This window comes from Pseudomonas abietaniphila, assembly GCF_039697315.1.
Lineage (GTDB): Bacteria > Pseudomonadota > Gammaproteobacteria > Pseudomonadales > Pseudomonadaceae > Aquipseudomonas > Aquipseudomonas abietaniphila_B.
In genome coordinates, this window is the sequence record NZ_CP155619.1 from 3,168,481 (window position 1) to 3,182,075 (window position 13,595).

Sequence of the window (13,595 nt, forward strand, 5' to 3'; positions counted from 1 at the left end):
CGATTTGCGCGGGTTATACAGTAGCTCAAAGGCATCACCAAATTAACTTCGTACTCTAAAAAACAAAACCCCGAAACAAGTTCGGGGTTTTGACTAGAGCGGTGCCCCAGAGTTTCAGCCGTTCTGACGGATACCTGCCACCAGCCAAGGCTGGTTGTCGCCAGGCGCGCGTTCCATGTTCCAGCTTTCGCTGAACACTTCGCCCTGGTCGAAGCGCGAAGTCTTCGAGACGCCAGCGAAGGTCAGGGTCGCGATGGTCTTGTCGGCGCGATCGTCCAGACCGTCCAGTTGCACGGTCAGGTTGTCGATGTAGGTCGACTGGAAGCCATCACCCAAGTCCGCACGTTCTTTTTTCAAGAACTGCAGCATTTGCGGGGTCACGAACTCGGCGATCTTGTCCATTTCGTTCGCATCCCAGTGCTGTTGCAGCGACTGGAAGTGCGTGCGCGCGGCCTCAAGGAAACGCTCTTCGTTGAACCAGGCCGGTGCGTTGATCACTGGACGCGCCGCAGCCGCAGGCGAGCCACCGAACATCGAGTTGGTCTGTTGAGGCTGCTCGAAGGTTTCACGCTGGAAAGGCGCGCCGGCCGGAGCCATGTTCGGCTGCTGCTGTTTGCGTCGACGTGCCGCGATGAAGCGGAAGATCACGAAGGCGATGACGGCCATGATCAGGATGTCGAAGAACTGCATGCCCTGGAAACCACCGCCCATGAACATGGAGGCCAACAGGCCACCGGCAGCGATACCGGCCAATGGGCCCAGCCATTTGGAAGCACCGCCTGCAGCAGGAGCAGGACGGCCGGCGGCATTAGGCGCGGCGGCAGGAGCGGAAGGAGCTGTTTGGCGCGCCTGGTGACTTGGCGCGGAGCCCATGCTCTTGCCACCACCGAAACGCGCGGCGTTAGCATCCAGGCTCATGGTGAGCCCGATGACCAGCGCCAAAGCGATGCTTAGAAAACGTTGCATATTGGGAATTCCCGTTTGTGGATTGCACGCGCGCCATATTGAACAGGACAAATGTGTCTGACCAGCAACCATATGTTTCCGGCTTTTGCGTGGATCTTCAGAGCGCCCGTAATACTTGGGTTGTAGGCCGGTGAAGAAAGTTCTGTAGGAAAGATGGGGGCCAGATGTAGGAATGCAAGTGGGAAGGGGTGTCTGGCGACTGATTTACCTGCTATCACGCGAACCCTCTGTGGGAGCGAATTCATTCGCGTGGGGTATGTCAGCCTCTGAATCTCTATCGGCTGTACTGGCCTCTCGCGAATGAATTCGCCCCCACAGATTTGTGCGGTATCAGCGACGGATCACACCGGCTCCAGCTTCGCGTAACCCAGCATCAACCACTTGCTGCCTTCTGCGAAATTCACCTGAACCCGTGCCTGAGCGCCCGCGCCTTCGAAATTGAGGATCACGCCCTCGCCGAACACCGCGTGCTGCACGCGCTGACCCAGCGAAAACTGGCTCTGCGGGATGCCTTCGCCGTCGAACAAACGGCTCGGCGCCATGGTTTTGGAGCCGCCAAAGGGACGTGTCACGCTGTTGGACAGCCGCACTTCCTGAATCAGGTTCGGCGGAACCTCGCGTACGAAGCGCGAAACCTTGTTGTAGGTCTCACTGCCATACAAGCGTCGGGTTTCGGCGTACGTCAGCACCAAGTGCTGCATCGCACGGGTGATACCGACGTAAGCCAGGCGGCGCTCTTCTTCAAGACGACCCGGTTCTTCAAGGCTCATCTTGTGCGGGAACAGGCCTTCTTCCATTCCGACCAGGAAGACATACGGGAACTCGAGGCCCTTGGCGCTGTGCAGCGTCATCAACTGAATGCTGTCTTCGTGCTCGTCTGCCTGCGTGTCGCCGGCTTCCAGCGAGGCATGGCCGAGGAATGCCGCCAGTGGCGTCAGGTCTTCCTCGTCCTCGCTGGCCTCGAAGGCACGCGCGGCGCTGACCAATTCCTCAAGGTTTTCTACCCGTGCCTGGCCCTTTTCGCCTTTTTCTTCCTGGTGATACGTGATCAGCCCGGATTGTTCGATCACGGTCTGGGTCATCAGATGCAGCGGCATCTCCATGACTTTGGCCGACAGGTTTTCGATCAGCTCTATAAAGGCACCGAGCGCGCCGGCAGCACGGCCGGTCAAGCCTTTGTTGGCGACCAGCAGGCGCATGGCTTCCCACATCGACACATCCGAGTGCCGCGCGTGTTCGCGGATCGCCTCGACGGTCTTTTCACCGATACCGCGCGGGGGGACGTTAATCACGCGCTCCAGTGCCGAGTCGTTTCCGCGACCTTCCAGCAGGCGCAGATACGCCATGGCGTTCTTGATTTCGGCACGTTCGAAGAAGCGCTGGCCGCCATAGATGCGGTACGGAATGCGTTCGCGCAGCAAGGCTTCTTCCAGCACCCGCGACTGGGCGTTGGAGCGATACAGAATGGCGATATCGCTGCGGGACATGCCGGTCTTGATCGCGCTTTCGATGGTTTCGACCACGTAGCGCGCTTCGTCGTGTTCGTTGAAGGCGGCATACAGGCTGATCAGTTCGCCATCGCCGACGTCGGTCCACAGCTCTTTGCCCAGGCGGCCGCTGTTATTGACGATCAGGCCGTTGGCGGCTTTCAGGATGCTTGCGGTGGAGCGGTAGTTCTGTTCCAGACGAATGACTTCAGTGTCCGGGAAGTCATCGGAATACTGATGAATGTTCTCAATCTTCGCGCCGCGCCAGCCATAAATCGACTGGTCGTCGTCGCCGACCACCATCAGGCTGTCGCCGCCCTGAGCCAGCAGTTGCAGCCAGGCGTACTGAACGGCGTTGGTGTCCTGGAACTCGTCGACCAGAATGTGACGGAAGCGACGCTGGTAGTGCTCCAGCAAGCCTTTGTTGTCGCGCCACAGGTCCAGCGCGCGCAACAGCAGTTCGGAAAAGTCGATGACGCTCGCCCGCTGACAGGCCGCTTCGTAGTTTTCGTAGATCGACTTCATGGTGCTGAGGAACAGGTCGCCGGACGCCTGGATGTGTTTAGGGCGCAGCCCTTCATCCTTTTGCCCGTTGATGAACCACTGCGCCTGGCGTGCAGGCCAGCGCTGTTCGTCCAGGCCCATTTCCCGAATCACACGTTTGACCAAGCGTTGCTGGTCGTCGCTGTCGAGGATCTGGAAGGTCTGGCTCAGACCCGCCTCCTGCCAGTGCGCGCGCAGCAGGCGATGTGCCAGTCCGTGGAAGGTGCCGACCCACATGCCCGCCGGGTTGATGCCCATCAACTGCTCGATGCGATGGCGCATCTCGGCGGCGGCCTTGTTGGTGAACGTCACCGACAGGATCGAGTGCGGCGAAGCGTTTTCGACCTGCATCAGCCAGGCGATACGATGCACAAGCACACGGGTTTTGCCGGAACCAGCGCCGGCCAGGACCAACTGACGACCCAAGGAGGCGGCTACGGCCTGACGTTGGGCATCGTTGAGGGAGTTAAGCAGAAGGGAGAGATCATCGCGCATCGGGGCATTCTAGGGTGCCGGGATGGCGTGGGCAAACTCTAACGCTGGCCGGTCGCAAAGTTATGCCATCACACGCCTCGTAGGAGTGAGCTTGCTCACGAATGCGTCAGTGGACCCGCTACACCTTCAGCGGTTGAACGTCAGTCTTCGTGAGCAAGCTCACTCCCACAGGAAATGCGGTGTCGGTCGCGGATCTGTTGCTTGATGAAAACGCGCCAACCGACCGTCCATACAATTTATTTTTCTGACTGTTTGGTCTCTTCGGTGGCTTGTGTATGCTCCGCTGACGCTCAAGGCTCACTAATTATAAGAACTGCCATGACCCCCAGCTCAGAAGCCCCGGCCGACTCTGTGGCGACACGCCGTGTTATCCACAAACAGTTCGCCACCCAGCTTGCCGTCGAGCGCACACGCCTTCTCTATCAGGGGTCGTTGCTGCCGACCCTGTTCATGTTCATCAATGGGTTGCTCTGCGCCTGGCTGCTATGGAGCCCGGAGCGCTACGTGTTGGTCAGCGTGTGGGTCGGCTGGCTGTCTGCGCTGGTCTGTCTGCGCGTGCTGCAAGTGGCGGCGTTTCGTGCCGCCTCGCCTGAGCGTCAGGCGCAGCCGCTCTGGACGCGCATGTTCCTGGCCGGGGCCTGCGTCAGCGGTTTGACCTTAGCCAGTGCTGCATTGGTGGTGGTGCCGGTTGAAAGCTTCATTCAGCAAGCCTGGGTCTTCGGGCTGATTGGCGCTGCCTCGTTATCCGCAAGCGTGGCCTATGCCGCAAGCATTCCGGCGTTTCTGACCTTCACGGTGCCGTGCCTGTTACCGCCGATTGTCTACCTGTTCTGGGGTGGCGATGTCCCGTTGCGCGGTTGGGGCTGGCTGGGATTAATCCTCCTGCTGGCGCTGATCGTGGTGGCCGCGCAGGTCAACCGGCTGATCCAGCGCGGCTTGACGCGCCGCTTTCAGAACCTTGCCCTGATTGAACATCTGCAACAGGCGCAGACCAAAAGCGAAGCACTCAATCGTGAGCTCGCACGACAATACGAGGAGCGCACGCGCTACCTGTCGCATTACGACGAGCTGACGGGCCTGGCCAACCGTTCGTTGTTCAACGAGCGGTTGCGCGAGTCCAACCAGCGTGTCCGGCAGGGCGGGCGGAACCTGGCTTTGCTGCACATCAACCTCGATCGTTTCAAATTGCTGAACGACAGCCTTGGGCACGACGTCGCCGATGAGCTGTTGCGTCTGGTGGGACGTCGATTGAGTGCCGAGCTTGCAGAGGCCGACACCGTTGCGCGTTTGTCTGCCGACGAGTTCGCGGTGCTGATGGACACCCATGGCAATTTGACCACGCTGGCTCGCGTGACGACGCGGCTATTGGCCAAGTTGCGGTCCCCGGTATCGGTGTCCGGGCACGAACTGGTGGTCAGTGCATCCATCGGTATTGCTTTGCTGCCGGATTCGGCACGCGACATTGCCGCACTGGTTTCGCAAGCGAACATGGCGATGCAGCATGCCAAGCACCTGGGCGGGAATAACTTCCAGTTCTACACAGAAAGCTTGCAGGCCCGAACGCTGGAGCGTCTGCAGCTGGAGATTCAGTTGCGCCGGGCGATAGAGGACGGTCAGCTTGAGGTCTTCTATCAACCCAAACTTGAGTTGGCGACCGGGCGATTGAGCTCGGCGGAAGCGCTCGTGCGCTGGCGTCACCCGGTTCGCGGCATGGTGCCGCCCGGTGAGTTCATCGGGCTGGCGGAAGAGACCGGTCTGATCGCCGACATCGGAGAGTTCGTGCTGCGTCAGGCGTGTCGGCAGGCGCGTGAATGGCAACGCAGCGGTCTGGCGCCCATTCGTGTGTCGGTCAACCTGTCCGTGCACCAATTGCGTCAAGGCAAGCTGGTGAGCCTCGTGCGCCAGGTCCTTGATGAAGCCGGGCTGATGCCCGAATACCTTGAACTGGAACTGACCGAAAGCCAGTTGCTGGACAGCGTCGAGCACATCATCAGTACCTTCCAGCAGCTGCGAGAGCTGGGCGTTAAGCTTGCCATCGACGATTTCGGCACAGGCTATTCGTCCCTGAGCTATCTGAAACGGTTTCCTGTGGACTACGTGAAGATCGATCAGGCTTTTATTCGTGGTCTGAACGAAGGCACCGAGGACGCAGCGATCACCCGGGCGATCATCGCCATGGCGCACAGTCTGGAGTTGAAGGTAGTGGCCGAAGGCGTCGAGAACGTTCAACAGCTGGAGTTCTTGAGAGAGCACAAATGCGATGAGGTACAAGGCTACTTGATCAGTCGGCCGGTGGAGGCCAGTGCGATGGGCGATGTCCTGCGCAAATGTGAAGCGGCGGCCTGGAGTCACGCGTGAAAAGTCCTACACTGCAAGGCGACCTGTCATCCAAGACTCATAGGTTGCGAACAGCAAACTCGTTTAGCTGTGCGGTTTGCAGGTCATGTAGTATAACTACAAGAAAGCTACAGCCCGGCCCATCCTTCTATTGAGTCCTGTCCTTTGAATCTGTTGCAGCACATCGCCCAGTCCCGCCATCTCTTGCGTAAGTCAGAGCTCAAGGTAGCCGACCATGTGCTGCTTGATCCGGCTGCCGTGATGCACAGCTCCATGGCCGATCTGGCCCACAGCGTTGGCATCAGCGAACCCACCATCGTGCGTTTTTGCCGTGCCATCGGTTGCACCGGTTTTCAGGACCTGAAACTCAAGCTCGCGCAAAGTCTGGCAGCGGGCGCCAGTTTCGGGCAGTTCGCGATACACGAGGACGACTCGGTCGCGGACTACAGCCTGAAAATCTTCGACACCACGTTGCACACGCTGATGGAAGTGCGGGAGAAGCTTGACCCTCACGCGCTGCAAGCGGCCGTGACGGTCATGGCCGCGGCGCACCGGGTCGAGTTTTACGGCTTTGGCGCCTCGGGCGCTGTGGCGGCGGATGCGCAGCACAAGTTTTTCCGCCTGCTGCTGACGGCTGCTTCGTATTCCGACCCGCACATGCAAGCCATGTCGGCTGTGACGCTCAAGCCGACTGACGTAGCAGTGTGCATCTCTCAGTCGGGCCGCTCGAAAGATCTGCTGATCACCGCCAACCTGGTCCGTGAGAGCGGCGCGAATCTGATCACCTTGTGTCCAAGCCAGACGCCGCTGGCCGAGCTGTCCACGGTCAACCTCGCGATCGACGTGCATGAAGACACTGAAATCTATACACCGCTGACCTCGCGCATTGCGCATCTGGTGGTCATCGACGTATTGGCGATGGGCGTTGCCATGGCCCGTGGCCCGAGCCTGGTCAACCACCTCAAAAGCGTGAAACGCAGCTTGCGCAGCCTGCGTCTGTCGCCGAAGTCGATCAAGTCCGCTGAGGATTGAGCGACCTGTCCAGCATCGATTCTCTGTGGGAGCGAGCTTGCTCGCGAAGACTGAGGGGCGAGCGCCGAAGATGTATCCATTTCCAGGCCTCTTCGCGAGCGAGCTCGCTCCCACAGGGCGAGTGTCGATCACCCGATCTTCAGCGTTCACCAACTTGTAACCCCCGCGCCACCTGATCGTCACGGCTCGAGGCCACTCTGTACTCCCGCACACGCAATGGGAGACAGGATATGCCTCGGCACTACGATGACTCGCACCAGCACAGCACCTCCAGCGCCAAGACCCGCCGTCAGCAGGAAGATCAGCGCCGTATGGCGTTTCGACGCGCGATCGAGACCTACTCCGAAGAGCGCCGCCTGAATCAGGAACTCTCCGACTACCTCGACGCCGCCTCGGCCAACTTCTGGCAGAGCGCTAGCGTTTCGGAATGTGGCCGTCAAAGCGCTCCATCACCTCGCTGATCTGCGCACGTTCGGTGCGGATGAACGCAAGGAAGGCGTGAGCCACTGGCGACAGACGCTTATCCCGGGCCTGTACGACGCACCAGCTTCGATACAGCGGCAACTCGGCCACTGGCAGCTCTTTCAGCGTGCCGGTGGCCAGTTCCAGGCTGAGCGCATGCCGCGTTAGCAGCGCAACACCCAGCCCCGCGACCACGCATTCGCGCTGCGCCTCCGCTGACGACACTTCCAGCGTGTGCTCGAAGTGGATGCGCTTCTCCTTGAAATACTCTTCGCACGCCTTGCGGGTTCCCGAGCCCGGTTCGCGGATGACCAGTGTCTGGCCCTCCAGGTCTTTCAGTCCCGGGTTGGGCAACAGGCACAACGGATGATCCGGCCGCGCCACCGCCACGATGGGGTTATTCAGGAAGGGCAGAAACTCCAACCCCATGTCCTGCGGCACCATCGACATCACCACCAGATCGTCGCGGTTATCAGACAGTCGGCGGATGACCTGCGCACGATTGACTACAGTCAGGTTGAGCATGACTTCGGGGTATTGACGCTTGAAGGCGGCAAACAGGTGCGGCACGAAGTATTTGGCGCTGGACTCGATTGCCAGCTTCAATTGCCCCTGCAGTGATCCCTGCATGTCAGACAGCTGCATATCCAGATTTTCCAGCCGTCCGAAGATGTCGCGACTGGCGAGTTGCAGCGCTTGCGCGGCTTCGGTCAGGTACAGCTTTTTGCCCACGTATTCGAAAAGCGGTTGGCCGATGAGCTCTTCGAGTTGACGAATCTGCAGACTGACCGCTGGCTGAGTGAGCGACATTTCCTCAGCCGCGCGGCTGTACGAACGCAGATCGCAGACCTCGTTGAAAATCCGTAGTTGACGCAATGTCATACGCATCAATGACTTACGCAATTCTCAAACGCTCCGCAAATGGCTGAAAGCACAACTATAAGGTTTTACTTATGTTTAACCCAATTTTTACTCATTTTTGTTAATTGCTGATTCGTCATAGGGTGGCTCCATCGCTGCGACGCAACATGCAGTAACGGAATGTCGCTACGTACTGACCGGGTTTCCGGTCCGTCTGCTCATCGGTCGAGGAAATGCCAGTGATAACAAAAATCCTGATCGCCAACCGTGGAGAAATCGCTGTTCGTATCGTGCGCGCGTGCGCCGAAATGGGCATCCGTTCGGTTGCGATCTATTCCGACGCGGATCGCCATGCGCTCCATGTAAAGCGTGCGGATGAGGCTTACGGCATTGGTTCCGAACCGCTCGAGGGTTATCTGAACCCGCGCAAGTTGGTGAACCTGGCCGTGGAAACCGGTTGCGATGCACTGCATCCCGGTTATGGCTTCCTTTCGGAAAACGCCGAACTGGCTGAGATTTGCGCCGAACGTGGAATCAAATTCATCGGTCCGTCCGCTCAAGTGATTCGTCGCATGGGCGACAAGACTGAAGCGCGCCGCAGCATGATCAAGGCGGGCGTACCCGTCACGCCAGGCACGGAAGGCAACGTTGCCGACATCGCCGAGGCGCTGGTCGAAGGCGACCGCATTGGTTATCCGGTCATGCTCAAGGCTACTTCAGGCGGCGGCGGTCGTGGCATTCGTCGCTGCAACAGCCGTGAAGAACTGGAGCAGGCGTTTCCTCGGGTCATTTCCGAAGCGACCAAAGCGTTCGGCAAAGCCGAAGTCTTCCTCGAAAAATGCATCGTCAATCCCAAACACATCGAGGCTCAGATCCTGGGTGACAGCTTCGGCAATGTGGTGCATCTGTTCGAACGCGACTGCTCGATTCAGCGTCGCAACCAGAAACTCATCGAGATTGCTCCCAGTCCTCAATTGACGCCTGAGCAGCGCGCCTACATCGGCGACCTGTCGGTACGCGCAGCCAAAGCCGTGGGATATGAGAACGCCGGGACCGTGGAGTTTCTGCTCGCCGAGGGCGAGGTGTACTTCATGGAGATGAATACCCGCGTTCAGGTCGAGCACACCATCACTGAAGAGATCACCGGCATCGACATCGTACGCGAGCAGATCCGCATCGCGTCCGGCCTGCCGCTGTCGGTCAAGCAGGAAGACATCATTCACCGTGGCTTCGCGTTGCAGTTCCGGATCAACGCCGAAGACCCGAAAAACAACTTCCTGCCCAGCTTCGGCAAGATCACTCGTTACTACGCACCCGGCGGGCCTGGCGTGCGTACCGACACGGCGATCTACACCGGCTACACCATTCCGCCGTTCTACGACTCCATGTGCCTGAAGCTGATTGTCTGGGCGCTGACCTGGGAAGAGGCGATGGACCGTGGCCTGCGCGCGCTGGACGACATGCGCCTGCAAGGGGTGAAGACCACCGCCGCCTATTACCAGGAAATCCTGCGCAACCCGGAATTCCGCAGCGGCCAGTTCAACACCAGCTTCGTTGAAAGCCATCCCGAACTGACCAACTACTCGATCAAGCGCAAACCCGAAGAGCTGGCTCTGGCCATCGCCGCCGCCATTGCCGCCCATGCAGGCCTGTGAGGAACACGTAAATGTCCAAGAAAATCTTCGTCACCGACACCATCCTGCGCGACGCCCATCAATCGCTGCTGGCGACCCGCATGCGCACCGAGGACATGCTGCCGATCTGCGAAAAGCTCGACAAGGTCGGCTACTGGTCGCTTGAAGTCTGGGGCGGCGCGACGTTCGACGCCTGCGTGCGCTTTCTGAAAGAAGATCCATGGGAGCGTCTGCGTCAGCTGCGGGCGGCATTGCCCAACACTCGTCTGCAGATGCTGTTGCGCGGTCAGAACCTGCTGGGCTATCGCCATTACAGCGACGATGTGGTCAAGGCGTTCGTGGCCAAGGCCGCCGTCAACGGCATCGACGTGTTCCGCATCTTCGACGCCATGAACGATGTGCGTAACCTGCGCGTGGCCATCGAAGCTGTGAAAGCCGCGGGCAAGCATGCTCAGGGCACCATCGCTTACACCGTCAGCCCGGTTCACACCGTCGAAGCTTTTGTGGCTCAGGCCAAACAGATGGAAGCCATGGGTTGCGACTCCGTTGCGATCAAGGACATGGCCGGCCTGCTGACCCCTTACGCGGCTGGCGAGCTGGTCAAAGCCCTCAAGGCCGAGCAATCGCTGCCGGTGTTCATTCACTCCCACGATACCGCCGGCCTGGCTGCGATGTGCCAACTGAAAGCCATCGAAAACGGCGTCGATCATATCGACACCGCGATCTCCAGCTTCGCCTGGGGCACCAGCCATCCGGGTACGGAGTCAATGGTCGCCGCGCTGAAAGGCAGCGAATTCGACACCGGGCTCGATCTGGAATTGCTGCAGGAAATCGGTCTGTACTTCTACGCGGTGCGTAAGAAATACCACCAGTTCGAGAGCGAATTCACCGCAGTAGACACCCGCGTCCAGGTCAACCAGGTGCCGGGCGGCATGATTTCCAACCTCGCCAACCAGCTCAAAGAGCAGGGCGCCCTGAACCGCATGGGCGAAGTGCTGGCCGAGATCCCGCGTGTTCGCAAAGACCTCGGCTATCCGCCACTGGTGACCCCGACCTCGCAGATCGTCGGTACTCAGGCGTTCTTCAACGTGCTGGCTGGCGAGCGCTACAAGACCATCACCAACGAAGTGAAGCTTTACCTCACGGGCGGTTACGGCAAGGCGCCGGGCGAGGTCGACGAGAAGTTGCGCCGTCAGGCGATCGGTAACGAAGAGCTGATCGACGTGCGTCCTGCCGATCTGTTGAAACCCGAAATGACCAAGCTGCGTGGCGAAATTGGCGCATTGGCCACATCCGAAGAGGACGTGCTGACTTACGCGATGTTCCCGGACATTGGTCGCAAGTTCCTCGAAGAACGTGCAGCAGGCACGCTGACGCCAGAAGCGTTGCTGCCGATTCCAGAGCCCGGCACCGTAGCCAAGGCGAGCGGCGAGGGTGTTCCGACCGAGTTCGTTATTGACGTGCACGGCGAAAGCTACCGCGTGGACATCACGGGCGTGGGCGTCAAGGCCGAGGGCAAGCGTCACTTCTATCTGTCCATCGACGGCATGCCGGAAGAAGTGGTGTTCGAACCGCTCAACGAATTCGTCGGCGGCGGCATCGGCAAACGCGCCCAAGCCAATAAGCCGGGCCACGTCAGCACCACCATGCCGGGCAACATCGTTGATGTGCTCGTCAAGGAAGGCGACATGGTCAAGGCCGGTCAGGCCGTGCTGATCACCGAAGCGATGAAGATGGAAACCGAGGTCCAGGCCGCTGTTTCCGGCAAGGTCGTCGCGATCCATGTGGCCAAGGGCGATCGCGTGAACCCTGGCGAGATTCTGGTCGAGATCGAAGGCTGATCGCGACGCGGCAACGATAAACAGCTTCCCGCGCACAGACGCGGGAAAGGCTGACGGTTACCTCTGGGGGAGCTCTCGTGGCTCCTCTTTTTTTGCCTGCGAAATAATGACGCGTCCAGCTCTGCCTGGAGGACATAGAAGCCCGACAGGTTTATCGCGTGCGGAAATGCTCCAGCGTACTGATCTGCTGCCCGCCCTTGAAGTTATCCACAGCCAGCCACGCTTTGAACGCGGTTTCCAGCGACGGCCATTCGCTGTCGAGGATCGAGAACCAGGCCGTGTTGCGGTTTTTGCCCTTCACCACCATGTGCTGGCGGAAGATGCCCTCGAAGCTGAAGCCAAATCGCTCGGCGGCACGCATCGAACGGGCATTGTCGGCGTTGCATTTCCACTCCAGACGACGGTTGCCCAGTGCGAATGACTCCTTGGCGAGCAAATAAACCGCCTCGGTGCTCTTGGGCGTACGCTGCATCGAGGCGCCGAAGGTCACGTGGCCGATTTCGACACGACCCTGGCTCGGGACGATGGACATCAAGCTGATAAAACCGTCCAGCGCGCCGGTTTCCTGATCGACCACGGTATAGAACCAAGGGTCGGTCGAGGCTTGAAGGCCGGTGAGGTAATCATCAAATGCTCCACGTTCGGTGAACGGGCCTACGGCCAGGTAATCCCAGAGTTTCGGATCGGCGTCAGGACCTTCCAGCGCTTGCCACAGCCCTTGCGCATGACGCGCTGCGTCGAGTTTTTCCAGGCGAATGAAGCGTCCTTGCAGCGTGCGTGCGTCCGGCAGCTTCGCCGATTGCCAGTGTTCAAGGTTCGACATGATCGGATTCCAGTCCTACAGCGGTTTGCGAAATTGAATGTAGCCAGGGCGTTCGGCGATGCGTTCGTACAGCTGAATGGCAGTGGTGTTGGTTTCGTGAGTCAGCCAGTGGACCTTGTCGGCCCCGCCTTTTTTAGCCGCGACGTACACGTATTCGATCAGCTTGCGACCGACGCCTTTGCCGCGTTGCTCGGGGACGACCAGCAAATCCTGGAGGTAGCAGGAATAGTTGATGCTCCAGTTCGAGCGATGAAAGATGAAATGCACCATGCCGACGGCTTTGCCGTCTTCCCAGGCGAGCGCCGCATGGGTGGGTTCATTGCTGTCGAGAAAACGCTGCCAGGTGCTCTCAGTCACGGCGTCCGGCAGTTCGGTTTTATAGAACGTCAGGTAGGCCTTCCACAGCGGCAACCAGGCGTCATGGTCGGCGGCGGTGACGGGACGTATTTCGACGTCAGACACGGGTTTCTCCTTGGCTCATCAAGCGAGCGATTTCCTGGTCGTTTTGATCCTGACTGGTCGCCAGGCCTTTGCTGACGCCGGCGATGTCTTCGGCGCTGCGGTTCTGGTTGAGCTTGCGCTTGCCTTCCAGGCGTTCGATGGGAATGGCAAAGCCGACGATGCCGTTGAGCATTTTCTGAATGTAGTCGTCCGGAGCGTCGCTCACGGCCCAAGGCTTGGCGCGAGCCGCCTCGTGTTTGTCGGTCAGACCGCTGACCACGCCAAGCAGACGCTCGGGATCGGTGAAGACCTCAGCGCGGCCGTAAGCGTGGACAGCCAGGTAATTCCAGGTCGGTACGACTTTGCCGTGTTCGGCTTTGGCGGCGTAGAAAGAAGGACTGACGTAGGCATCGGGACCTTGAAAGATCACCAACACCTCAGTGCCCAGCGCCAGCGTTTTCCACTGCGGGTTGGCTTTGGCCAAATGGCCAGTCAACACGCCGTGGGTGCCCTGAGTGGGATCGAGCAGCAGCGGGACGTGGCTGGCTTGCAGGCCGTTTTCGTCGGAGGTGACCAAGGTTGCCAGGCGCGCGCCGTCGATCTGACGGTGCAGACTGGCGAGATCTTCATCGTTGAAATAGCTGGGTGTGTACATGAGATTTTCCTTGGCGAT

11 protein-coding genes are annotated in these 13,595 nt (G+C 59.5%); 5 read left to right on the top strand and 6 right to left on the bottom strand.

Annotated elements, in window-relative coordinates:
• Positions 1–114: 114 nt before the first annotated feature.
• Both ABDX87_RS14100 and uvrD read right to left on the bottom strand, forming a co-directional pair.
• Positions 115–966, bottom strand: a complete 852-nt coding sequence (locus ABDX87_RS14100) for a Tim44 domain-containing protein (protein ID WP_346833375.1) — start codon at positions 964–966, stop codon at positions 115–117.
• Between the two features lie 341 nt (positions 967–1,307).
• Entirely contained in the window at positions 1,308–3,491 is a 2,184-nt protein-coding gene (gene uvrD / locus ABDX87_RS14105) for a DNA helicase II (protein WP_346833376.1), read from the bottom strand.
• A gap of 318 nt (positions 3,492–3,809) precedes the next feature.
• On the opposite strand from uvrD, the gene ABDX87_RS14110 reads away from it, so the two are divergent.
• From ABDX87_RS14110 to ABDX87_RS14120, 3 genes are all read left to right on the top strand, one after another.
• Positions 3,810–5,849: a putative bifunctional diguanylate cyclase/phosphodiesterase gene (locus ABDX87_RS14110; RefSeq protein ID WP_346833377.1), complete on the top strand. Its 2,040-nt coding sequence runs from the start codon at positions 3,810–3,812 to the stop codon at positions 5,847–5,849.
• A 144-nt stretch (positions 5,850–5,993) separates the two neighbouring features.
• A complete protein-coding gene (hexR, locus tag ABDX87_RS14115; RefSeq protein WP_074754821.1) occupies positions 5,994–6,860 on the top strand; it encodes a transcriptional regulator HexR in 867 nt (288 codons plus the stop codon).
• 230 nt (positions 6,861–7,090) lie between these two features.
• Positions 7,091–7,321, top strand: a complete 231-nt coding sequence (locus ABDX87_RS14120) for a PA3496 family putative envelope integrity protein (protein ID WP_346833378.1) — start codon at positions 7,091–7,093, stop codon at positions 7,319–7,321.
• On the opposite strand, the gene ABDX87_RS14125 is transcribed toward ABDX87_RS14120, so the two are convergent.
• Positions 7,275–8,225 (bottom strand): LysR family transcriptional regulator, encoded by a 951-nt coding sequence (locus ABDX87_RS14125; protein ID WP_346833379.1) that lies wholly within the window; start codon positions 8,223–8,225, stop codon positions 7,275–7,277. The genes ABDX87_RS14120 and ABDX87_RS14125 overlap by 47 nt on opposite strands.
• A gap of 197 nt (positions 8,226–8,422) precedes the next feature.
• Here ABDX87_RS14125 and ABDX87_RS14130 point away from each other — a divergent pair, with 197 nt between their 5' ends.
• Both ABDX87_RS14130 and oadA read left to right on the top strand, forming a co-directional pair.
• A complete protein-coding gene (locus ABDX87_RS14130) occupies positions 8,423–9,838 on the top strand; it encodes an acetyl-CoA carboxylase biotin carboxylase subunit (protein ID WP_346833380.1) in 1,416 nt (471 codons plus the stop codon).
• A gap of 11 nt (positions 9,839–9,849) precedes the next feature.
• A complete protein-coding gene (oadA, locus tag ABDX87_RS14135) occupies positions 9,850–11,658 on the top strand; it encodes a sodium-extruding oxaloacetate decarboxylase subunit alpha (RefSeq protein ID WP_346833381.1) in 1,809 nt (602 codons plus the stop codon).
• Between the two features lie 151 nt (positions 11,659–11,809).
• Here the strand turns inward: oadA and ABDX87_RS14140 are convergent, their stop codons facing one another.
• The 3 genes from ABDX87_RS14140 to ABDX87_RS14150 are packed head-to-tail and all read right to left on the bottom strand — an operon-like array spanning position 11,810 to position 13,577.
• Entirely contained in the window at positions 11,810–12,481 is a 672-nt protein-coding gene (locus tag ABDX87_RS14140; RefSeq protein ID WP_346833382.1) for a GNAT family N-acetyltransferase, read from the bottom strand.
• Between the two features lie 15 nt (positions 12,482–12,496).
• Positions 12,497–12,943 carry a GNAT family N-acetyltransferase gene (locus tag ABDX87_RS14145; RefSeq protein ID WP_346833383.1) on the bottom strand — a complete coding sequence of 149 codons (447 nt, stop codon included), beginning with the start codon at positions 12,941–12,943 and terminating at the stop codon, positions 12,497–12,499.
• Entirely contained in the window at positions 12,936–13,577 is a 642-nt protein-coding gene (locus ABDX87_RS14150) for an FMN-binding negative transcriptional regulator (RefSeq protein WP_346833384.1), read from the bottom strand. The genes ABDX87_RS14145 and ABDX87_RS14150 overlap by 8 nt, the downstream gene beginning before the upstream one ends.
• Positions 13,578–13,595: the final 18 nt, after the last annotated feature.

Coding starts and splice junctions, on each gene's coding strand:
- oadA (WP_346833381.1), top strand. CDS start 9,850: ATGTCCAAGAAAATCTTCGTCACCGACACCATCCTGCGCGACGCCCAT.
- uvrD (WP_346833376.1), bottom strand. CDS start 3,491: ATGCGCGATGATCTCTCCCTTCTGCTTAACTCCCTCAACGATGCCCAA.
- ABDX87_RS14140 (WP_346833382.1), bottom strand. CDS start 12,481: ATGTCGAACCTTGAACACTGGCAATCGGCGAAGCTGCCGGACGCACGC.
- ABDX87_RS14150 (WP_346833384.1), bottom strand. CDS start 13,577: ATGTACACACCCAGCTATTTCAACGATGAAGATCTCGCCAGTCTGCAC.
- ABDX87_RS14100 (WP_346833375.1), bottom strand. CDS start 966: ATGCAACGTTTTCTAAGCATCGCTTTGGCGCTGGTCATCGGGCTCACC.
- ABDX87_RS14110 (WP_346833377.1), top strand. CDS start 3,810: ATGACCCCCAGCTCAGAAGCCCCGGCCGACTCTGTGGCGACACGCCGT.
- ABDX87_RS14120 (WP_346833378.1), top strand. CDS start 7,091: ATGCCTCGGCACTACGATGACTCGCACCAGCACAGCACCTCCAGCGCC.